The sequence below is a fragment of the Mucilaginibacter rubeus genome (genome assembly GCF_014643835.1).
GTDB classification, from domain to species: Bacteria; Bacteroidota; Bacteroidia; order Sphingobacteriales; family Sphingobacteriaceae; genus Mucilaginibacter; species Mucilaginibacter rubeus.
In genome coordinates this window covers 1,351,368-1,373,439 of record NZ_BMKD01000001.1, presented here as the reverse complement: position 1 = coordinate 1,373,439, position 22,072 = coordinate 1,351,368, and the positions used below count along the sequence as shown (strand labels likewise).

14 protein-coding genes and 1 pseudogene are annotated in these 22,072 nt (G+C 42.3%); 13 read left to right on the top strand and 2 right to left on the bottom strand.

Annotated features, from left to right (window positions below; all coding sequences use genetic code 11):
- Window positions 1-26: 26 nt before the first annotated feature.
- Both IEX80_RS05610 and IEX80_RS05605 read right to left on the bottom strand, forming a co-directional pair.
- The gene (locus IEX80_RS05610; RefSeq protein ID WP_188832272.1) at window positions 27-2,357 is read right to left on the bottom strand and encodes a tetratricopeptide repeat-containing sensor histidine kinase; all 2,331 of its coding nucleotides are present in this window, start codon (window positions 2,355-2,357) and stop codon (window positions 27-29) included.
- Window positions 2,358-2,667: 310 nt separating this feature from the next.
- Window positions 2,668-4,590, bottom strand: a complete 1,923-nt coding sequence (locus IEX80_RS05605) for a sigma 54-interacting transcriptional regulator (RefSeq protein ID WP_217633112.1) — start codon at window positions 4,588-4,590, stop codon at window positions 2,668-2,670.
- A gap of 401 nt (window positions 4,591-4,991) precedes the next feature.
- Between IEX80_RS05605 and IEX80_RS05600 the strand changes: the two genes are divergently transcribed.
- The 13 genes and pseudogenes from IEX80_RS05600 (at window position 4,992) to IEX80_RS05540 (ending at window position 21,913) form a co-directional block, all read left to right on the top strand.
- On the top strand, window positions 4,992-6,098 hold the full coding sequence (locus tag IEX80_RS05600) for a sigma-54 interaction domain-containing protein (protein WP_090525884.1): 1,107 nt from the start codon (window positions 4,992-4,994) through the stop codon (window positions 6,096-6,098).
- Window positions 6,099-6,255: 157 nt separating this feature from the next.
- Window positions 6,256-8,562: a sensor histidine kinase gene (locus tag IEX80_RS05595; RefSeq protein WP_176628991.1), complete on the top strand. Its 2,307-nt coding sequence runs from the start codon at window positions 6,256-6,258 to the stop codon at window positions 8,560-8,562.
- Window positions 8,563-8,742: 180 nt separating this feature from the next.
- Entirely contained in the window at window positions 8,743-9,171 is a 429-nt protein-coding gene (locus IEX80_RS05590; protein WP_090525882.1) for a cupin domain-containing protein, read from the top strand.
- A 35-nt stretch (window positions 9,172-9,206) separates the two neighbouring features.
- On the top strand, window positions 9,207-9,557 hold the full coding sequence (locus IEX80_RS05585) for a Spx/MgsR family RNA polymerase-binding regulatory protein (RefSeq protein ID WP_090525881.1): 351 nt from the start codon (window positions 9,207-9,209) through the stop codon (window positions 9,555-9,557).
- 51 nt (window positions 9,558-9,608) lie between these two features.
- Entirely contained in the window at window positions 9,609-10,364 is a 756-nt protein-coding gene (locus tag IEX80_RS05580; RefSeq protein WP_090525880.1) for an SDR family oxidoreductase, read from the top strand.
- A 268-nt stretch (window positions 10,365-10,632) separates the two neighbouring features.
- Window positions 10,633-12,108, top strand: a complete 1,476-nt coding sequence (locus IEX80_RS05575; RefSeq protein ID WP_090525879.1) for an aminotransferase-like domain-containing protein — start codon at window positions 10,633-10,635, stop codon at window positions 12,106-12,108.
- Between the two features lie 120 nt (window positions 12,109-12,228).
- Entirely contained in the window at window positions 12,229-14,271 is a 2,043-nt protein-coding gene (locus tag IEX80_RS05570; RefSeq protein ID WP_188832271.1) for a ferritin-like domain-containing protein, read from the top strand.
- A gap of 25 nt (window positions 14,272-14,296) precedes the next feature.
- Window positions 14,297-14,827 (top strand): Dps family protein, encoded by a 531-nt coding sequence (locus tag IEX80_RS05565; RefSeq protein ID WP_229701523.1) that lies wholly within the window; start codon window positions 14,297-14,299, stop codon window positions 14,825-14,827.
- Between the two features lie 193 nt (window positions 14,828-15,020).
- Entirely contained in the window at window positions 15,021-15,812 is a 792-nt protein-coding gene (locus IEX80_RS05560; RefSeq protein WP_188832270.1) for an alpha/beta fold hydrolase, read from the top strand.
- A 179-nt stretch (window positions 15,813-15,991) separates the two neighbouring features.
- Window positions 15,992-17,026, top strand: coding sequence for an alpha/beta hydrolase (locus tag IEX80_RS05555; protein ID WP_090525876.1), 1,035 nt, complete (start codon window positions 15,992-15,994; stop codon window positions 17,024-17,026).
- A gap of 380 nt (window positions 17,027-17,406) precedes the next feature.
- Window positions 17,407-20,100, top strand: a complete 2,694-nt coding sequence (locus IEX80_RS05550; protein WP_188832269.1) for a sigma 54-interacting transcriptional regulator — start codon at window positions 17,407-17,409, stop codon at window positions 20,098-20,100.
- Between the two features lie 166 nt (window positions 20,101-20,266).
- On the top strand, window positions 20,267-21,121 hold the full coding sequence (locus IEX80_RS05545) for a helix-turn-helix domain-containing protein (protein WP_090525875.1): 855 nt from the start codon (window positions 20,267-20,269) through the stop codon (window positions 21,119-21,121).
- 51 nt (window positions 21,122-21,172) lie between these two features.
- Window positions 21,173-21,913, top strand: a pseudogene (locus IEX80_RS05540) (SDR family NAD(P)-dependent oxidoreductase).
- The last annotated feature ends 159 nt before the right edge of the window (window positions 21,914-22,072 follow it).

Genomic DNA, 22,072 nt, shown 5'->3' with positions numbered 1-22,072 from the left:
ATTGCTTTAGAAATTTGATCGACTAATTAGGAAGACAGTCTCCTTATTTGTCTTTCAACTTTAAAAATTACAAGCACGTTTACCCCTGGCCCATTTTTAATCTCAAAGGTTCCGCCCAGTTGTTTGCTAAGTGCTTTCATCATCTCCATTCCTAAGGACGATGTTTCTGTCAAATCAAAATTCGAAGGAAGCCCTTTGCCGTTGTCGCTTATAAGCAAGGTAATGGTTTCCGGTGCTGACAGTTTAGCATTAATAAGTATTTCGCCTCCGGTTTTATCAAATGCGTATTTAATGCTGTTAGTGATAGCCTCATTCAAGATCAGGCCCATAGGTACGGCTTGCGATATATCAAGGTTCACCTGATCAAGGTTTTCCTGAAACCTGATTTTGCGATTTCCACAATCATAGCAGGTGTAGAGATATCTCACCAAATCGGTAATATAATCGGCCATTACAATAGTTGCCACATTGCTTTTGCTATAAAGCTTTTGATGGATGATAGAAATAGCCTGCACCCGGTTTTGGCTATCCCTTATGGCATCCCGGGCATCGGTATTCTGCAGATATGCAGATTGAGTGTATAACAAACTCATTACTATTTGAAGGTTGTTTTTAACCCGATGATGAACCTCGCGGAGCAACCATTCTTTTTCAGTAAGCAAATCCTGTTGACGCTCTAATAAATTGTCTTTATCTTGAAGCAGTTTTTCTTTTTCGTTCAGAAGGAAAGAGAGCGAAGTGTTTTGGATATTGATCTCTTCTTGTTTGTTTTTTAGCTTAAAGTTGCTTCGTTGCTTGCTTCGGTAAGCGAAGTATAATATTCCGGCCAATAAAAAGCCTACCAATACGCCCGCTAAAGTGATATTTCGTTGTTGGTGAATTTTTTCAAGGTTGTTTTTTTGAACTGCGGACTGGTTGTTGAGTTCCTGGATCTTTTTATCCTTTTGTACTGATAAATATTTCGTTTCAAGCTCACTGATTTGCTTGCTCGTTGCAATATTGGTAAGGGAGTCTTTTATAATTTTGATCCGCTGAAAGCCCTTTAGCGCTGCAAGAAATTCGCCTTTAGCCGAATCGACCTTGAACCTATGCTGATATATGGTCATTTTTGAGAGCACCGACATCTTACCGGTGGGCAGCGCTTCCAGCATCGTTAACTCATTAGCCAGTTTAAACCATTGCCTGGTTAGCAGGTAATGCTTTGGTAGCGGATCATAAGTAGCAATAAAATTATCCATGGCGTAATAATTTTTCTTGCTCTCCTCGGGTATACCGTCACGAACCAGCAAAAGGATTTTTTTAAATCTTGGGATCATTTTTTCGGCCCTTGCGTTACTCTTCATGTGATTGTACAGCTTCATCTCGGCCGAAAGAAACATGCTTTCCTCAATCACTGTTTTTTGAGGGAATTTTTGATAAGTCTTTTTGAGATAGACAATGGCTGTTTGATATTTTTTTAAGTTAATATAGCAGGTAAGTATTTCATGAACACCAAGGTTATATATCTCATGAGCATTTAGCTTTGCTGCAATGTCTACGCACTTTTGATGATAAACGAGCGCTTGCCCAAACTGCCGTTTATTATAGTAAGCAACGCCTAAAGTAAAATAATAATACTGCCCCCAATAAGTATCGTGTTTGGAGTTGGCCTCATAAGCGTTTACGCAGTTTATGCGGGCAAGTAATTCTTTCGGCATATCGCCTTTTCTGTAATAGGTATCGGCAAGGTTATAATAAGCCTCGGCAATTCGGGGGCTTTTTAACAGCTCAAATTGTTTGATTACCAGAATATAATATTGCTCAGCCTTATCAAATTGATTGGCGTTTTGATAAGTTAACGCGATATCGAACTGTTCATCAGCCGCCTGAAGTTTGAACCCGTTTTTTAAATAAATTTCGTAAGCCTTATTATGGATTTTTAGTTTATCATCAGTTTTAGCCTTATCTGACGCAGGCATGTGGTTTGCAAAATAACGCCATACATTAGCTTCTTTTAATGGTTGACGATGTGTTTGATAATGGTTAGCAGCTTCTGTAAAAATTTGATTTGCCAGGCTCAAATTGTTCTGTTCTATAGCGAGTTCTCCTTTAATAAAAACCACGCTATCCAGGTACGCTGTGGCATGGATAGTTTTACTAAGCATTTCGGCCTGGGTTATATAATATACGGCGCTGTCCATGTCTGTATGCGGTCTGCCTGGTTTGTACAAATAATGCCGGGCTAATTGAAGCTGCATGTTGATACGGTTGGTGTCCTTCCTCGTTTTATTAAGCTTTTCGAGCAGTTTTACTACATTTTGGGCACCGGCGACGAAGGCGTAGCTTATCAAAAAAATGCAAATGGCAAGCCTTTTCATCGTCGTGATATGTGGTTTAACTAAAGTTTTTTTGAGTTATAGCTATTCAAAAGGGTGTTAATACCGGTGCGGATCAGTTAATTATAGTTTCAGTTTCCGGCATCTCATCTCTTAAGATGAAATACAGGAAACGAAAGATTGTGCCATCTGGATAAGGTTTTGAAAATCAATTGTTTGTCTTTTGTTTGGAATGCAAAGCAGGCGATATATCGGACGGGACTTAGAGCACCGTCCGATATGTAGTCGGTATAGATATCCGGATTATTGTAGATTGTAATAACTCCGGTGATATTATGAAAAAGGAGTTGGGCTACTTAATACCCAGTCGTTTCATTTTTGAATGAAGAGTAGTAGGAGGTAGTCCCATTACCGCGGCGGCACCGCCAGCACCCCTTATTCGGCCGTTGCAATTTTTTAGCACGGTTATGATATAGTCCCTTTCATTTTCATCGATAGTTTTCATTCTTGTGCTTGCCTGGGGTTCAAGGCTTGTTTTATTACCTGGCTGCTTGGGCAATAAAACCTGTTCTATAATTGAGGTTTTTGACAATAGTATAGTTCTTTCAATAAAATGCTCCAGTTCCCTGACATTCCCAGGCCATGCGTAATCAAGCATTTGGGCCATCGCTTCGGGAGAGATCCCGTTAATTTGTCTTTTATATTTTTTTGAAAAGTGCGAGATGAAATGATCAGTGAGCGCAGGTATATCGTCAATTCTTTCCCTTAAAGAAGGGATAATGATAGGGAATACAAAGAGGCGATAATATAAGTCGAGCCTAAAACGCCCTTCTTCCATTTCTTTTTCCAGATCGCGGTTAGTAGCAGCTATGATCCTAACATCAATTTTTATAGGCCCCTTACCGCCAAGACGTTCAATTTCCTGTTCCTGCAATACACGAAGCAGCTTTACTTGTAGGTCTATCGGCAGTTCGCCTATCTCATCCAGGAAAATTGTGCCGCCGTTGGCCATTTCAAATTTACCGGTCCGTTTTTCAAGAGCACCGGTAAAGGCACCCTTTTCATGCCCAAAAAGCTCGCTTTCGATAAGGTTGGCCGGTAGTGCCGCGCAATTAACAACCACCAAAGGCTTGCCCGACCTGGCCGATAGCGAATGGATGCTTTTAGCTACTCTTTCCTTACCGGTGCCGCTTTCACCAAGAATAAGTACTGAGGTATCAAGTGGCGAAATAGTATTGATATGATCAAGTACAGTTAGCATAGGGCGGCTTTGCCCAACAATGCCGTCAAAATCGCGGGTACGCTCTTTAAACGATACTGGTTCGGCGGAGGGAACTGAAGGCTGTTGATCTGCAGTGATCTTTTGCCTGTCATTTTCAAGCACGCTACCCAAAACGTTAATCAAACGGCTTAATAATGCAATATGCTGTTGGCCATAGGTATTGCTTCTTCGGCAGTAAAACTCGTATCTTATTAAGGTTGAGTTGTCTTGCAAAATTGGAAAAAACAACGCTGATTCGAAGTCATAGGTATCGGCGATTAGTTTGCTCAAGGGATTTTGATTGCAAAGGTGATCAACTTCCTCATCATTAAAGTATTTTGCTCTGTTTACAGCTGGTAACGAGGTATAGATGTTATTCAGCGTGGCATGATCTGTGCCGGTTACATTCACCAACTCCTGTTCTCCAAGCACCTGGTATTCATCAAAGCCTATCCTTAAAAAACCAACGCTGGTGATGCTTGGGATATTTGCGTTTTTGAGTATGAAATTAAGGTAATCAAACGGCACATATGCCTGCAGCTTATCGGCGAGCCGCAATAGTTTTTGCACCTTATCGCCGTCATAATTACGGATATCTTTCAGCTTTTGGTTCAGTTCCATTTCTTGCTGCCTGCTTGATTCAATACTGTTTTGATGCCGGTAAAAAGCAACATCAAGCGTAGTGAGCAAGTCGTCCTCACGGAATGGCTTAACTATAAAACCGAATGGCATTGTTGATTTGGCTTCTTCCAATAAGGTGCCTTGAAAGTTTGCGGTGAGGTATACAAAAGCCATATTCCGTTCAGTAAGTTTCCTGGCAAGATCAATGCCGTTTAGTGCACCTTTCAGGTGAATGTCAAGCAATACCAGGTCGGGCTTTTGTTCGTCGATAGAAGATAATGCCTCATTAACTGACTCTGATATGCCTGTAACTTTATATCCGGCCGATGTTAAGATCAGTTTTAAATGATGCCCTACAAGAGATTCGTCTTCTACTATCAGTATTTTCTTCATCAATATATTATGCAAAAATAAAGCTATTTCACAATGCCATTCTCCTTAACGAAACTCTTTCGACCAGGAAAATTTAGCTAAATAGTCTTTTAGTTATGAAACATCCTATCCAATACGTGTGCCGCGGTCAAAATAACATGATACAATTTCGGCCTATTTTAATAATCTGCCAAATGTGTCCTGAAAACTAAGGTATTTGAGAATCTTCGGCGAATTTTATAAGAGCGCCCATCGTTAAGTGCCCGATACTCGCAATGTAAACCGACGAAATAAGATTCACAAAAAAACGAAAGCGCCGATATATCGTCGGCTAATAAGGTAAAATGTTCTTTTTTTAATTGTTATGGCTGTGGCATAAAATTCGAAGCAGTTGTAATGAAATCTCCCTAAATAAAATTGGAATGATCACTGAAAGAATAACATCCAAACCGGAAGCCAAAATGCAGAACCTGAATTTACAGTTTGACTTACCTCAAGGTATCCTGATTGATTCGGGCGCAAATACGGGTACAAATCGTCCGGCGCGGGGCTCTGTCTTCAACAATCAATATCCCGGCATTATTGGCAACAGCACCGAGATGCAAAAAGTGTATAGGCTGATGAACATGGTTGCGCCAAGTAATTCAACAGTTTTGCTGCTCGGCGAAACAGGTACGGGAAAGGAAGTTATTGCAAGGGGGATCCACCTGTCATCATCCAGAAAAAATAGACCGATGGTGACTGTTAATTGCGCGGCACTACCGGCAAACCTAATAGAAAGCGAACTTTTTGGTCACGAAAGAGGAGCATTTACAGGAGCCATGGACCGTAGAATTGGCAAATTTGAGCTGGCCCATCAGGGTACCATTTTCCTTGACGAAATTGGCGAACTTCCGTTGGAGTTGCAGGTTAAATTATTACGTGCGATCCAGGAGCGGGAGTTTGAAAGGGTTGGAGGGAAAACAACCATAAAAGTTGATGTCCGGATCATTGCAGCTACCAACCGCGATCTGGAGGAGGAGGTTGACGCGCATCGTTTTAGGGCAGACCTGTACTATCGCCTCAATGTTTTCCCGATATGCTTGCCGCCGTTAAGAGAAAGACAGGAGGACATTGCCGAACTGGCAAACTTTTTCCTGCTTCGTTATTGCAAATTAACCGGTAAAAAAATCAGTTTCATATCTAATAAAGCACTGCAGCAACTCAAAAGCTATTCATGGCCCGGAAATGTGAGGCAACTGGAACACCTGATTGAAAGAAGTATCCTGCTATCTGACGATAGTGTATTACGAGAGGTTTGCTTGCCGAATGATACAAACAAAAACATTGGTGATCAGGACATTTTCAAAAACAAAACACTTATTGATGTTGAGCGGTGCCATATCATTGCGGTATTAAAAAAATGCGGCGGTAAAATTGCCGGCGAAGGTGGTGCGGCCGAATGGCTGGGTGTACCGCCAACTACACTACATGCCAAAATGAAAAAGCTCAATATTGGTAAGCAGGATTATTTTCCGCAAAAAGCATAAACATAAGTTTAGGTATTGCCTGCTTCGGATCATGAAAAATAGCTACTTTTAGCGCTAAACATTTGTTTAGGGTTTACTACATCCCGGTGCATTATAGTAGATTTTCATGAAGCATTCAGCGATACGACATTCTTTTATTCTGTTTTTACTTTGCTGTTTGTCGCTATTTGCTTATGCCCAGGATTTCAAAACTTTAACAACCGAACTCAACAAAACTAAAAAGGATACTAACCGGATCGTCGCGCTAATAAAGTTGGGGCGACATTTTAAGGAGAAGCCTGTTTGGGATCTAAAAAACCTTGATACTGCCCGTACTTATTTTAACTCGGCAATAACGTTGAGCCAGGCAATAGGATCGACCGATTTTCTGCACCGTGCTTTGTTTGAAAAGGCACTAACATTTATTGAGCAGGAGGATTTCAAAGCTGCCGACTCATTATTTAACCAGATAACCGGCTATTACCATAAAACAAGTAACTATTCAAAAGAAGCTGAATACTGGACCTTGTATGGAAACAATTTATCTTTTAATGATAAACGCCTGCTTGCTACACGCGCAAAATGTTATAATAAGGCGTATGAGCTTTATAAAAAGGGAACAGACCGCCTTAAAATAGCCGACGCCCTCGGCAAAATTGCAGATGCCGACCTAAACGAAGGACGGCTTGACAAAGCGGAAAAAGAGATGCTCATTGTAATACAGGACTATAAGGCTATGAAGTTTCCGAGGATTTATTACGGTTACTACCTCCTAGCCGAAGTATACTCGCGTAAAGATCAGCTTCAAAAAGAATTACTTACCCGTATTGAATGTATAAACAGTTGTGATGCCGACGTGCGTAGGAGCGACTATGATGCTTCTTTTTTTAATATTGCTGTAGCATTGTCATACAGGAAGAACAATAAGGACAGTGTAGCATTACCATATTTTATAAAAGGGGCCGAATTAGCGCTTAAAATAAGAAACCAAAATTATTATTACAGTGCTATTGACGGGGCTATTGGTTGTTGTATAACGAAAAAAAAATATCGTACTGCCCTTACTTATTTAAGCGAAACACCAAAAAAATTTCCAAGCCAAACCCTCGGAGAACAAAGTAAGTATGTTGCAAGAAAAATGCAACTGTACAATTTTCTTAACCGGAATGAGGAAGCAGAAAAACAGGTGCCAGCATTTAGAAAAGTATTTGGTAAGCTATATGGTACGCTTAATGATGATCCGCTGTTTTATGCAGTAGACAGATTTGTTGAAAATTACGACGCACTTCCTCAGCATTTCATTCAAACAAAACAGTGGACAAAACTATTGGATGAGTTGAAATATCTTCAAACCCTGCCCTTAAAAAGATTATCGACCCCTTCACGGATAATTATCTCCGGGTATAAATATAAAATTGATTCGGCCGAGGGGAATTTTGATGTCGCGTTGAAGGGGTTTCAATATATGAGGCGCATGAAAGATTCGCTCACTAATGCCGCCACGGTTAAACAAATTAACGAATTAGAAGCTAACTATAATTCTATTAAAAAAGATAAAACCATTCAGAGCCTCAATAATAATGCGCAGATACAAAAAGGCAAGCTGGAAAAAGTTAACCGGCAAAGAAATATCACGTTTGCCGGGGTACTTATTTCGGTAGTGTTTGCGGTTGTGATATATATTGCCTATCGCGGCAAACAACGGAGCAATGTACGCCTGCAAATTAAACAGCAAGAGATTGACAGGCAAAACCATATACTGTCAGCCCTACTTTCAGAAAAAGAAAAACTACTTGCTGATAAGGATGATTTATTGAAACGGCAAGAAGACCTGCTTATAGAAAAAGAGTGGCTGCTTCGGGAGGTACACCACCGTGTTAAAAACAACTTGCAAATAGTGATGAGCTTATTGTACACGCAATCGGCATATCTGCAAAATACCGATGCCATCGAGGCGATACAGGATAGCCGGAACCGGGTACAGGCCATTTCTATTATCCATCAAAAGCTATATAATAAAAGTAATGTGGCGACTATTGTAATGGCCGATTATATTAACGATTTGGCCCGATATCTGAACACCAGCTACGATTGCAACAGGCGAAGAATTAAATTCAGAGAAGAACTGGATGCTGTAAGCCTGGATATATCACAGGCTGTACCTATGGGCCTGATATTAAACGAGGCCATTACCAATAGTATTAAATATGCATTTGATCAAGATGGGGGAGAGATTTTTATTAAAGCACTTTTATCACCGCCGGATACAATTACGCTTAGTGTTACAGACAACGGAAAGGGCCTGCCTCCTGATTTTGAACTCGCCGAAACCTCCTCATTGGGTATGGAAATGATGAAGGCCCTCAGTAAGCAGTTGGGTGGCAGCTTTGATATTAAAAGCAACCGGGGAGTTGTTGTGACCATACAATTCAAAGTTGAAAAGTCATCTGCTGTATTACCCGGCAGCGAGGTTTCGCTATTGTAAAATGGCGTTTCGTTTCAATTACCGTTTCTTTTACATATTTAGTTAATTTCCTTATCTCCACTTCCGGGCAATGCTGCCTGGTCCCTCTCAAGGCTGATCTCTGGACCAGTTTAAGCCTTTATATACGGTATAATTTTGCCTTACAAACTCAATAACGGGTTTGGGTATAATTATTCTATTATGAAAAAAATAAGTTTAACCTTATTGGCGTTCTGTGCAGCTTTAGGCGTTAATGCCCAGGCAAAAAAGGACCCCAAATGTGCAAACGTAAATGTTACACAGTACGAACCTGAAGTTATTTTTAAAAGGATCATTACTACACCTCAAATCAAAAGCCAGGAGGTTAAAATGGTGATTGTGAAGTTTGCACCCGGCGAAGTATCCGGAGCTCACAGACACCCGATCCCTACTATCGCCTATGTATTACAAGGAAATATATCTTCAACTTTTAATGGCAAAACCCATATTTACAAACAGGGCGAAGCATTTTGGGAAGACCCTAACGGTTTACATGCCGAAAGCAAAAATATGAGCAAAACCGAAGAGGCCAAGCTATTGGTTTATTTCATCGGCCCAAAAGAATTGCCGTTCATAACCGCTGCAAAATAATTAAGCAATAACCTCATCAATAACAAGCAAACTTTATGAAAGTTTACGGTTTAACCACCTGCATACGCACGCGCCAGGCTTTAGCCTGGCTAAAAGCACACAATGTAGGTTTTGAATTTCAGAATTTTAAAACACAAGGCATTTCGTCGGATAAACTCAAAGTCTGGGATGCAAAAGCTGGTTATTCCACATTTGTCAATACCAAAAGCCTCACTTGGAAAAAATTGCCGGTTGAAGTTAGAGCTTCAATAAAAACGGCTGAAAACGCGCTCGCATTACTGGTCGAAGAGCCGTGTATTATCAAACGCCCGGTTATTGAAGACGGAGATTTTCTTTTGTTTGGCTTTGATGAAGATATTTACCAGGATCATTTTCTGCACAATTAATAAATAACAGAATTATAAAACGGCCTTTACCGGCCATTAAAAATACAAATTATGAAAATAGTAGTAATAGGCGGCAGCGGACTGATAGGTTCGCAGGTTGTAAATAAACTTACAGAGCAAGGTCATGAAGTTATAGCGGCTTCACCGGCAACCGGCGTAAATACCGTAACCGACGAAGGTGTTGCCGAGGTTTTGAACGGAACAGATGTTGTAATTGATGTAGCAAATTCGCCCTCGTTTGAAGATGCCGCGGTTATGGAGTTTTTCAAAACATCGGGCAAAAACCTGCTTACAGCCGAAATTGCTGCGGGCGTTAAGCATCACCTGGCGTTATCAGTTGTTGGGACAGATCGTTTGCAGGATAGCGGATATTTCCGTGCTAAACAGGCACAGGAGGATTTGATCAAAGCATCAGGTGTTCCATATTCAATTATCCACTCAACTCAGTTTTTTGAATTTTTAAGCGGGATTGCCAATGCTGCAACTGAAGGAGATACTGTCCGCCTGTCGCCGGCACATATTCAACCAATTGCGTCTGCCGATGTAGCCACTGCGGTTGCTAAAGTAGCATTGATGGAGCCATTGAATAAAATTGTTGAAATAGCCGGGCCGGATAAGTTCAACCTATCAGATCTTGTTCAGATGTATTTAACTAAAAATGGAGATCCTCGTAAAGTTGTTGCTGATGTACATGCAAGTTATTATGGTGTAGAATTAAATGACGGTATGCTGGTGCCGGGTAAAGATGCTAAGATCTTTAATATCAACTTCGAAAATTGGTACATGAACCAGCCTAAAAAGGCATAGTTTATCTTTTTTGTTTTATGGTTTGAGCGCTCGTCATCATCAAAGTGACGGGCGTTTTTGTTTTGACAAAATATCCGCTTTATATAGTGTAAGAGAGTGCCTTGGCACCAAATATGGAGTGGTTTGATGTTGTTTATTTTGATAAGTTGTTGATTTTTAAATAATTGATATCTGGTATGTGGGTTGTGAAAGTGCAATGCCCTGCCTTGGCAAGCTTTTGAATCGGGTTTTTCAGTAGGGCAGCAAACAAATTTAATTACAAAATAAGATGCTTCCTTACCACAACCTGATTGTTATCGATAAGCAAAACCAGCTCCCTGTTTACAGGCAAATTACCAATCGCCTGATAAGCCTGATAAGGGAAGGCTTAATTCCGCCTGGTACATTCTTCCCGGGCACCCGGCAAATGGCCGAATTTATCACCGTTAACCGTAAAACGATTATAAATGCCTACGAAGAGCTGATGACGGAAGATTGGATAGAGTCAGTAGATAGGAAGGGCTACAGGGTAACGCCCGAGCTTCCAATAATCAAACCACGGTCGTTTCAGCCACCAAATTCTTTTTCTTCCTGCGATAACATGACTGCAAGAAACCTGGCCTTACAAGGGGGATCACAGCCAGAGCACCGGACAACCAAAAGTTGGGATATTGTAGTTAATGATGGCTATCCAGATCCGGAACTTGCGCCTTTTAACGAGATCAGTAAAGTATACCGGGATAAGGCCACCAGTGCCAGAATTAAGCAATTAATGTGTTTGAGGGATCAGGGTGGCCTGCCGTTGCTTAAAGAGGCAACTGCTTTGTTTTTAAACGAAACCAGGGGCTTAAATATCAGGAAGGATGATCTGGTGATTACCCGCGGAGCGCAGATGGCCATTTATATAGCGGCTACGGTATTATTAGCCAAAGGTGATCATGTAGTGGTCACGGAACCCAATTACCGCTATGCCGACGAGATCATTGAAAACACCGGCGCTCACATTTCAAAAATAGGAATAGATGCAGAAGGGCCGGCTTTGGATCAACTGGAACAGATCCTGAAAAAGTCGCCGGTAAAAATGCTTTACATTGTTCCTCATCTGCATCATCCTACAACCATAACCATGTCGGCCGAGAGGAGGCAGCAATTGCTTCAACTGATTGAACGGTACAGGTTTTATGTAATTGAGGATGATTATGGTTACGATTTTCATTATACCAATAATCCTATCCTTCCATTGGCCAGCAGCCCTCATGGCGGTAAAATAATCTATATTGGATCGTTTACAAAACTGCTTGCGCCTTCAATAAGGGTGGGCTATATGATAGCCGCGCCCGATATCGTAAAAAAAGCGACGGATCTGAAGCGTTTGATTGATTTAAGAGGGGATACCTTTATTGAATTTATGCTGGCGCAGATGATCATTAATGGGGATCTAGTGCGGCATATTAACCGGTCGAACAAATTATACGCCCGGCGCTGTGACTTTATTTGTGATCTGCTTACCAAAAAACTATCGCACGCAGTTGAGTTTACCCGGCCGCTTGGCGGCATGGCTATATGGCTTAGGTTTAAGCGGCAATATCCTGTAAATAAAATAATTAATGATGCCGCCCATGCCGGGCTTTGTATGATTGGCATGCCGTTCAGGCTTGCCGGCAACCCGAATGATAACGGGATCCGGTTTGGGTTTGCATCACTCTCTGAAGAGGAGATTTCAAAAGCCGTGGATATCCTGGTGAAATTAACTTCCTGTTCTTGAATTATGACGATGAATGAAGCCCCCATCGTTGCCAAAGCCTGGATTACCTGGAGGGGTCCCATCTGGTCCCCTTCAGGCAGGTCAGCCCTCAATAATTTTGCTCATTAAAACATCTAAAATATGAATAATCCAACTCACCGTGAATCGGCAGTTAAAGACGTAGAAAGCAGAGAGGAACTTATTTATTTGCTCTCGCGGGCATCCGAACTGGAACATGGCCTGGCCTGTGTATATCTCTATGCAGCATATTCGCTAAAATCGAACCTTGATGAAGGGGGAATGACTGAAGAGCAACTTACCATGGTAAAAACCTGGAAGCGAAAATTAGCCATGGTAGCGGTAGAAGAAATGCTGCACCTTGCCCAGGTTAACAACATGCTAACTGCAATAGGTGGTGCACCTAATTTTAAAAGGGCCAATTTTCCTTTACCTGTATCCGCTTTTCCATTCGGCATTAAGTTAACTCTTGAGCCATTTTCGCTTGCTACAATTGAGCGGCTGGTGATATTTGAACTACCGGAAGAAGGCGTACTTGAACCCGTTATACATGCTCAATATGATGAACTGCGTAATAAAGTTGTAAGAGAACAGGAATTGGAATATGCCGAATTAAAGCCCCGGCATTTTAAAGCCGAACCTGAATTGATAGCCCGCTTCGGCTCCGAAGCCTTTAAATTCCAGGAACCTTATGAAATTGATTTTACAACTGTTGGAGAGTTTTATCACAAGGTAGCATCGGGCTTTAAAGGTATCCCTGAAGATGTATTGTTTATCGGCCCGAGGGAGGCGCAGGCCAATGCCCGTTATGTCGACTTGAGCGGAAAGTTGATCTCCGTAGTAAACAGGGAATCTGCCTTGCAGGCTATTGAAATGATTGTGGAGCAGGGAGAAGCACCAACACAACAGCACCCTGATTGCCATTTTGAGATCTTTGATACCATCAGGAAGCAATACATCAGCGAAATGGAAAAAGGAGCGAATACGAATACAGTATTCGATCCCGTGAGGAAAATGGCCTCAAACCCCATGACCCGGTTTTATGACGATGCTACCGGAGGCACGTTAATCCTTGATGAGGATACGCATTGCGCGGCCGATATCTTTAACATGAGTTATGATACCATGTTGCAAATGTTACTCCGCTTTTTTGCCCACAGCGATGAAACTGAGGAAGAGCTGGAAATGCTATCCCGTGCTACACTGCGGATAATGACTACCGTAATTCGCCCAATGGGCGAGGCGCTTGCCAAAATGCCTCTCGGTGATCCGGCAAATGCCGCGTTAATGGCCGGCCCTGGGTTTGGTTACAATAGGGATATTACGTTGCTGCCGCATAAAGAATCAGCATGGGTGTTTTTCTGTGAGCGGCTTTTTAACCTTGCCAAAGAAGCCACCGCCTTAGCCGAGCAAAAAACATCCCCACCAGAGGTGAAAGAAGCATCTGCGGCCCTACAGGCACTCTCTGAGCTTTTTATAAAAAAAACCGCGCAGGCGCAAAAAATTATCCCGAAGGTTGAGTTCGTTGATCCTGCAAAACTTGAGCCTGAGATTAATCCATCCACCAACGGGCCGTACCTGGTAAAAGGTGTAAGTAATCTGCTTAATTCAAAAGGCGAGAGGCTACTTGCAGAGCCTCAAATGGCATTATGCCGTTGCGGCGGTTCGGCAAATAAACCGTTTTGCGATGGCACCCATGCCCGCATAGGTTTTGATAGCAGTAAATTATCCGGCCGAACGCCTGATCGGTTGGATAAATATCCCGTAACCGATTTTACCGTATGCGATAACCGTGGTATCTGCCAGCACTCGGGTTTTTGTACTGATGAATTGCCCGAAGTATTCAGGCTGGGAAAAGAACCTTTTGTTGATCAAACGGCAGCCAGCGGTGAAAGGATAAGTCAGCAAACTAAAAGGTGCCCATCGGGAGCATTAAGTTTCAGTTTTGCCAACCCTAAGCTGAACTTACCGGTAATTAACGAACCTACTATTACAGTTTCAAAAAATGGACCGTACCGTGTAAAAGGAAGCATAAAACTGGATGCCGATTTTTTGGAAGGAGCATCGAAAGAACATTATACCCTGTGCCGCTGCGGAGGCTCAAAAAATAAACCGTTTTGTGATGGCACGCACTGGTATAACAATTTTACTGATGATAAAAACTAAAGATCAATAGCAATAAATAAAGCCATTGCCTGGCGGGATAACTATAAACCAACCAACAAAAAATAACAATTATATCAACATAAAAACAAACATTGGAATTAATGATGCAGGCAGAAAGGCTGTGTCTGACGAACTGGCAAAACTATTGGCCGACGAATTTATCCTGTATACCAAAACCAGAAACGCACACTGGAACATTGAGGGTGCCGACTTTCACACGGTTCACGTATTTTTTGAATCGCAATATCAGCAGCTTGAAGAGGTGGTTGATGGTGTTGCGGAGCGGATGCGTAAAATTGGTCACTATGCCCCGGCCACATTAACCCAGTTTTTACAGCTTACTCATTTAACCGAAAAGCTCGAAAATAGCAACAACAGTCAGGGATATGTTAAGGAGCTGTTAGCCGATCATGAAAGCATCATCATGTTTCTGCGCGGTAACATTACCCCCTTTGCCGAAAAATACCAGGACATGGGCTCGAGCGATTACCTTACCGCGCTTTTAGAAACACACGAAGAAATGGCCTGGATGCTAAGGGCTCATCTAACAAAGTAGATTTACAACGATTTATTGTTTTATAGCGGGAGAACATCCCGCTATTTTTTTGCCCGTTGTTTTCTGAAATCATCTGATCAAATCAATTTTTTCGGAGTGGTAGAATCGAAAGGGAAAAATGTCCATTAGTAGCGCCTCTTTGTCCATTGATGAGCTTTTGAAGCCAAAATACCTTTGTTAAAAAAAATTAACTATGAAAATGGAACAATCAAACAAATCAAAATTAAGTATGGGCCGGAGGTTTATTACGGCATTTATGTTAAGCTTTTTACTACTGTCGCCAGTTTTATCAAATGCGCAGGACAAGATCAAAAACGTAGTACTTGTACACGGCGCTTTTGCCGACGGCTCGGGTTGGAAAGGTGTTTTCGAGATTCTTACTAAAAAAGGTTACCATGTTACGGCGGCGCAAATTCCACTTACTTCGCTCAAAGATGATGTGGATGCTACCACCCGCATTCTCGATAAGCAGGATGGTCCGGTTATTTTAGTGGGCCACTCATGGGGTGGAGTGGTGATTACCGAAGCAGGTATGCATCCAAAAGTTGCCAGTCTTGTTTACGTTGCAGCATATCAGCCTGATAAAGGTGAAAATACTTTACAATGGGCTGCAACCGCGCCAACTTTGCCTGAATACGGTATTTTACCTCCGGATGAAAAAGGTTTTGTTTACTATGATAAAGCCAAATTTCATGGCGGTTTTGCAGGCGATTTAAGCCAGGCCGAAACCGATTTTATGTTTGCCTCGCAGGAACCTATTTTTGGCGGAAGCTTTGAGACCGCCGTGGCGGATGCTGCCTGGAAAACTAAGCCAACTTATGGCATCGTAGCAACCGAAGATAAAAGCATCAACCCTGAAATTGAACGTAAAATGTACAAACGTTCAAATACACACGTCACCGAGATCAAAGGAAGCCATGTGATTTTTATGTCGCACCCGGATGCTGTAGGCAAGGTGATCATCGCCGCCTCGGAGAAAAAATAGTTGTTTTAATTAGTAGACATTTGTTATTGCCCCGGAGCGCAAAGCGACGGGGCTTTTTTGTTGAGTTGATTCGCCTTCCATAGGGAAAAAAGTCCATTGCTTTTAGCCGTATGTGCATTGAGTGTCATAAGGAGTCAAGGTAATTTTGTGGTGTTAAACTCATACACTAACTCAAAAAAATGAAGACAAAAATTACAATTTTAACCGCCCTTTTTGCGGTAGCTGTTTGCGGTAAAGTTGACGCGCAAACTATTGATCCGGCACAGGACCGGCATATTGAAAGTAATATCAAAGCGTTTTTAAAAGTTTTGAACGCCGGCAAAGGTAAGCCAATTGAAGAGCTTAGTCCAGTAGAAGCAAGGGCCGTACTTACAGGTGCCCAGGAATCTGTAAAGTTCGATTATTCAGACATCAAGGTAACGCAGAAAACAATTACGGCCGAAGGCGGTATTCTTGTTTTAAACGTGGTTAAACCAGCTAAGGCCAAAGGGATATTGCCGGTATTTCTATTCATACACGGAGGCGGCTGGGTGTTGGGCGATTTTCCTACCCATAAACGTTTGGTACGCGACCTGGTGGTTAACTCAGGTGCGGCGGCGGTATTTGTAAACTATACGCCATCACCCGAAGCTCATTATCCTACTGCTATCAACCAGGAATACACCGCTCTTCAATGGGTTGCGGCAAACGGATTGCAAATAGGAGTAGACGGTAAACGATTGGCAGTAGTAGGCAATAGTGTTGGCGGCAACATGACCGCAGCAGTAGCCCTCATGGCAAAAGATAAAAAAGGCCCTCAAATTAAGTTGCAAGTGATGATGTGGCCGGTTACAGATGCCAATTTCGAAACCGGATCGTACAATCAGTTCGCTACCCAGCGTTTCCTTACCAAAAAAATGATGCAATGGTTTTGGGATAATTACACTACCGATCCTAATGAACGCAAACAGATCTACGCGTCACCGTTACAGGCAACCACCGCACAGTTAAAAGGCCTGCCGCCGGCATTCATTTTAGTAGCCGAAAACGATGTGCTGCGTGACGAGGGCGAAGCTTACGCCCGCAAACTTGATGAAGCGGGTGTGACAGTAACGTCGGTACGTTACAATGGTATGATCCACGATTTTGGTTTGCTTAACCCAATTGCCAATGTTCCCGGCACACGGGCCGCGATGTTACAGGTAGCATCCGAGATTAAAAAGGCACTTAAATAGTCAACTATAATCTTATCAAAAGTAACGCCTCCGGGATAACCGGGGGCGTTACTTTTTAAGCCTGTTTCGGAAAAAGTTATCGGTTATGTCCAATTCCGGAAGGTCGATTGTCAATCAACTGTAAATGCGAGTAGTGGGAGTGTTCGGTGCGGAGGGATTTGATAGCAATACTATGCAATAGGATAACGGCATGTTTTAGGAACTCTCGTAATGTTAGAGGTCAAGCTAACGCCGGTTAAGAGACGGGAAGGTATTGCTATAGCGCAAATCGCTTAAAATTGAATCCGCCACTGCATTTTTTATGATTGTTGGTTTTGCCGGCCTGTACCATGGGCGCGGTAAAATCTGCGTTGGTGCCTTTTTACCCCAATTGTTACAAAATGGAAAAGCCAGGATTTTTAACAGTGATTGATGATTTCGAAAATCAGTTGACAGACAAAAAGAATTTTCTCAAAGTACTTAAAAAGCACGTGCGGTGTTATGAAAATGAGAAGGAGGTATTGCTGGAGTTAAGTAATGATATCACCCAGGTAAGAACCAAGATAGATTTAATTACGGTTTTTTCATCAAGGCTTAAAAGCCTGTTTTACTTTACACACGCGGTTGTATCACTGGTTGATAAGCAGCAGCAAACCTATTATCCTTTTTTAATTGACAGGGAGGCGCTACAGATCAAGCATCGTGACGAGTTGCCGTCATTGCTCGCCTCACGTTTTTTTCTTGACGATCCGTTTATAGGCCAGGCGCATGGTTCTGATATGCCGGTATCATTTTTATTGGACGATATTATACATAAACCCGGTATTCCCGGCTTTTTAAAAGTGAATTACGAATGCGGGATAAAAGAAGCAATGATAGTTCCGCTAAAAAGTAAAATGGAAACTATCGGGCATGTTTTGATGTATTCAGACCGTATCGGGGCTTTTTCTGACGATTTTAAGGCTTTCATATCGATGATAAGCTCCCAGCTTTCCAGCGCGGTATCAAACATTAAAATAAATGAAGAAATTGAATTTAAAGAGTGGGTAAATGAGGTTTTACTGGATATAAGCAATAACCTGGCAACCGTACGGCATAGAAAAGATTTACTTACCGTTGTTAATACCGGCCTTAAAAAGCTTGTAAAGTTTACACATAATGTAATGACCATCCTCGATGAGGCAGGAGAAAACTACAGTGTATATGTAACTGATCCGGATTCGCCCACGAAAAAATTCCCCCGGCACGTTGCAGCCCTTGAGAGCGCAAATCCGGTTAATGATGGCATTTATAGCGCAGCATCGGGCTGTGATGGCCCTGTGGTGCTTGATATGACTACTTTTGATCTCAATAAAGTTCCGCTCTGGTTTAAACTAAACTATGCTGCCGGTGCCCGCGAAATGGTGATCAACTTGCTGCCCGGTAAAACCGAACTTGAGTTAAGCCTTATTTTATTTGCCGACAAAAAGGGAACATTTGATGCTGCGGCATTGAATATTGTTGAACGTATTTCCAGTCAGTTATTTACGGCGGCAAGTAACATTGCTGCCAACGAGGAGATCATGAATAAGGAAAGAGAAAAATCTTTCCTGTTGGATTTTAGCCATGATATCGCTGCAGTGCGCAGCAAACACGATTTTTCTGTAGCTGTAGAAAAGGCGGTAAAAAAGCTAAGCTCGGTAAAGGGCTATATCATTAGGCTTATCGATAACGAGGGGGGGACAACCAGTTCGTATGTTTATGACAGCACTACTATTTTTAAAAATGCCCCGGGGTTTAAGCAAATGATCGCGACCAGGTTTGATATTAAGGATGGGATACAGGATAAGGTGTTGCGGAGCACCGAACCAATTCTTTTTATCACCGATCAGGAAATGAGGCGCCCGGTAGTTCCACAATACGTTCGTACCTGGAGCGATATGGGGCTGCGGAAAATGATTGGTGTAGCATTACGAACAGGAAGTAAAGATCTCGGCATTCTTTTTATGGAAACGGATGTGGTTAACCTTGCCATATTGAAAGGAATTTGCGCGCAGATCTCTACCGCTATTTCGAATGTATTGGTTAACGAGCAGCTTATTACCTATAAAAGTATGCTGGAGGTTGAAAACGATCACCTGAAAGAACAGATAAACACCATTTATAATTCTGCCGAAATTGTTGGTAGCGGCCCTGAAATGCAACAGGTTTATCAGTTGATGTCGATTGTAGCCAAAACAAATTCAACGGTATTGCTGATGGGCGAAACCGGGACAGGCAAGGAATTAGTAGCACGGGGAGTTCACAAAAGCTCACCGCGAAAGGATAAGTTAATGGTAAAAGTTAACTGTGCCGCTCTTCCTGCCAACCTGATTGAAAGCGAACTTTTCGGCCATGAAAGAGGCGCATTTACCGGCGCGCTTGAAAGGCGGATCGGTAAATTTGAACAGGCGCATAACAGCACTTTGTTTTTAGATGAGATAGGCGAGTTGCCTTTAGAATTGCAGGTAAAACTACTGCGGGTTATTCAGGAGCGCGAATTTGAGCGGATAGGCGGTAAAACTACCATTAAGGTTGATGTACGGATCATAGCGGCCACCAACCGCAACCTGGAAGAAGAAGTAAATGCAGGCCGGTTCAGGGCCGACCTTTATTACCGGCTTAATGTTTTCCCCATCAGTCTGCCGCCTTTGCGCAAACGGATTGCGGATATAGCTCCGCTGGCCAATTACTTCCTTGCCCGCCACTGTAAAAATACCGGCATGAAAGTGACATCTATATCAGCCAAAGTAATGCAGGAGCTGAAAAGTTACCAATGGCCAGGTAATGTCAGGGAGCTTGAGCACCTGCTGGAGCGAAGCGTTTTGTTAACCAACGGCAGCACGTTGAGGGAGATCTACCTACCTAAAACCCGTTTTGGAAAAGACCTGTCAGTTAATCAAACGCTCGAAGAAATTGAGCGTGCCCACATCATTCAAACACTCAAAATATGCGGGGGGAAAATAGCAGGATCAGGCGGGGCTGCGGATGTGTTGGGTACGCCTTCAACTACCTTACATGCTAAAATGAAAAAGCTGAAGATCTCCAAAACGGATTATTTGTCGCAAGCCTCCTGACAGCGATTGCTCGCAATATCGTTAAAGTACTTTTTAATCCGCTGTATTAGGTGTGCGGTGGAAGGTGGTTGTTGTTTATTGTTCTGATAGTCAATTATTTAATTCATGGTATATTGATTGTAATCCATTAGGCAGAGCGGCATTGCTGCCGGTATGGATTATTAAGATGGAACACTTTAAACAAAAAGCCTTTAACAGATTTGGGATCCTGGATTTTCAGGGGCGAAACCAGTCCGACCAGTTCATCGATCAGCTCAGGGATTTTATTAAGATAGTGTATGTAAGGCATGGAAGCAGGTTGAGTATTGATTTTACAGATGTTTTGGTACAACAGGACGGGATTGTTTTTGTAACTGCCGCGCAAATGCTCAAGCTTTCTGAAGGCTTCAGGGGCAGCATCATATACTATGATCAGGATCTTTATGGAGTAAGCCTGCATAGCCAGGAAATAGCCTGCGATGAACTGCTTTTTGATAAAGTTCAAAAGGTATCTGGTATAGCACTTAGCACTGTGGATGCAGACATCATCTTATCTATTTTTGACGAGGTAAGGCAGGAGATAACCCAAAATGATATTAACCTGGAAGAAATGGTCCGGGTTTTATTAAAACAGATCGTCATTAAGGCTGCACGTATTTGCCAGCGTATTCAGGGGCCGGATATTCTATCTGCTCAGCACGATTCGGTTTTTTGCAGGTTCTTTATCCAGTTAGTTGAGCGCAATTTTTTTAAACACCACGATGTGGCATCGTATGCTAATATTTTAAATATCAGTGCAAAAGCATTGAATAAACGGATTTGTAAACACAGCTGCTACACACCCAATGAAATAATCAAGAGACGGATAATACTGGAAGCTAAACGGCTTTTGGTTTACACGCATCTCTCGGTAAAGGAAATTGGCTATAAACTTGGTTATGATGATCCTTCTTATTTTATCCGTTTTTTTAGTAAACAGGTTAAAACTGCTCCGCAAACATTCAGGCTTCATTTCCAGCGTCCTTTTAACGCGGTTGCATGATTGTAAGGGACTCAAATGAATAATTAGAACACAATTTTAGATACACAAAAAATGCAAAAGAACATTGTAATAACAGGAGGATCTTCGGGTATAGGAGAGGGGCTTGCCAAATATTTTTATAACAAAGGCTGGCGGGTATTGACAACCGGCCGAAACAACGCTAAGTTATCAAAACTGGCGGCAGAGTTACCCGGCATTTATACCATCGTATACGATAGCCTGAAAAACGCACAGGAAAACAAAGTCATCGATTTCATAAAAGATGAATGGAACGGCAAACTTGACGTGCTGGTAAACAATGCAGGCCATGTGGCCCTTACACCCTTGCCCGAAATAAGCAGGGACCAGTTAGAAGAGATGTACCAGGTTCACCTGATAGCTCCAAGCTTACTCGCTGCGGGTTGTGTGCCATTTTTATCTGCCACCAAAGGGCAAATCATTAACGTAAGCAGTAGCCATGGTATAAAAGCTTACGCTCAGCTTAGCGCTTACGGCTCGGCAAAAAGCGGCCTTAACATGCTTACAAAGATATGGGCTTTGGAACTGGCACCGCTCGGCATTCGTGTAAATTGAGTTGCACCCGGCCCTACAGATACCCCCGTTTTAGAAAATGCCGGCCTTTCGGCAGATATTATACTCGCTATCCAGCAAAGTGAAGCAAAAACTATCCCCTTACAAAAAAGAGGAGATGTTGAAGATATTGTAGCTAATACAGCGCTATTGATCGATTCAGGATCCAATTGGGTTACCGGGGTGGTGTTGCCTGTTGATGGTGGCATATCCGTTAGCTAAATGTACCGATTAATAAATGGTGGCGAAATTTAACGGAGCAGTTTTACGATAATTAAAAGGCTATAATTGACCGGTACCAAAATATTAGCGTTGATTTAGGGAGGCGGGCTGGGCTCTTACCTTTGAACCTTCAATATGCACGCGCTAAAGGGATTCATT

What these genes read in the sequence shown, in the direction of transcription:
- IEX80_RS05610 (WP_188832272.1), bottom strand. Translation starts at nt 2,357, where the DNA reads ATGAAAAGGCTTGCCATTTGCATTTTTTTGATAAGCTACGCCTTCGTC.
- IEX80_RS05605 (WP_217633112.1), bottom strand. Translation starts at nt 4,590, where the DNA reads ATGAAGAAAATACTGATAGTAGAAGACGAATCTCTTGTAGGGCATCAT.
- IEX80_RS05600 (WP_090525884.1), top strand. Translation starts at nt 4,992, where the DNA reads ATGATCACTGAAAGAATAACATCCAAACCGGAAGCCAAAATGCAGAAC.
- IEX80_RS05590 (WP_090525882.1), top strand. Translation starts at nt 8,743, where the DNA reads ATGAAAAAAATAAGTTTAACCTTATTGGCGTTCTGTGCAGCTTTAGGC.
- IEX80_RS05585 (WP_090525881.1), top strand. Translation starts at nt 9,207, where the DNA reads ATGAAAGTTTACGGTTTAACCACCTGCATACGCACGCGCCAGGCTTTA.
- IEX80_RS05580 (WP_090525880.1), top strand. Translation starts at nt 9,609, where the DNA reads ATGAAAATAGTAGTAATAGGCGGCAGCGGACTGATAGGTTCGCAGGTT.
- IEX80_RS05575 (WP_090525879.1), top strand. Translation starts at nt 10,633, where the DNA reads ATGCTTCCTTACCACAACCTGATTGTTATCGATAAGCAAAACCAGCTC.
- IEX80_RS05570 (WP_188832271.1), top strand. Translation starts at nt 12,229, where the DNA reads ATGAATAATCCAACTCACCGTGAATCGGCAGTTAAAGACGTAGAAAGC.
- IEX80_RS05560 (WP_188832270.1), top strand. Translation starts at nt 15,021, where the DNA reads ATGAAAATGGAACAATCAAACAAATCAAAATTAAGTATGGGCCGGAGG.
- IEX80_RS05555 (WP_090525876.1), top strand. Translation starts at nt 15,992, where the DNA reads ATGAAGACAAAAATTACAATTTTAACCGCCCTTTTTGCGGTAGCTGTT.
- IEX80_RS05550 (WP_188832269.1), top strand. Translation starts at nt 17,407, where the DNA reads ATGGAAAAGCCAGGATTTTTAACAGTGATTGATGATTTCGAAAATCAG.
- IEX80_RS05545 (WP_090525875.1), top strand. Translation starts at nt 20,267, where the DNA reads ATGGAACACTTTAAACAAAAAGCCTTTAACAGATTTGGGATCCTGGAT.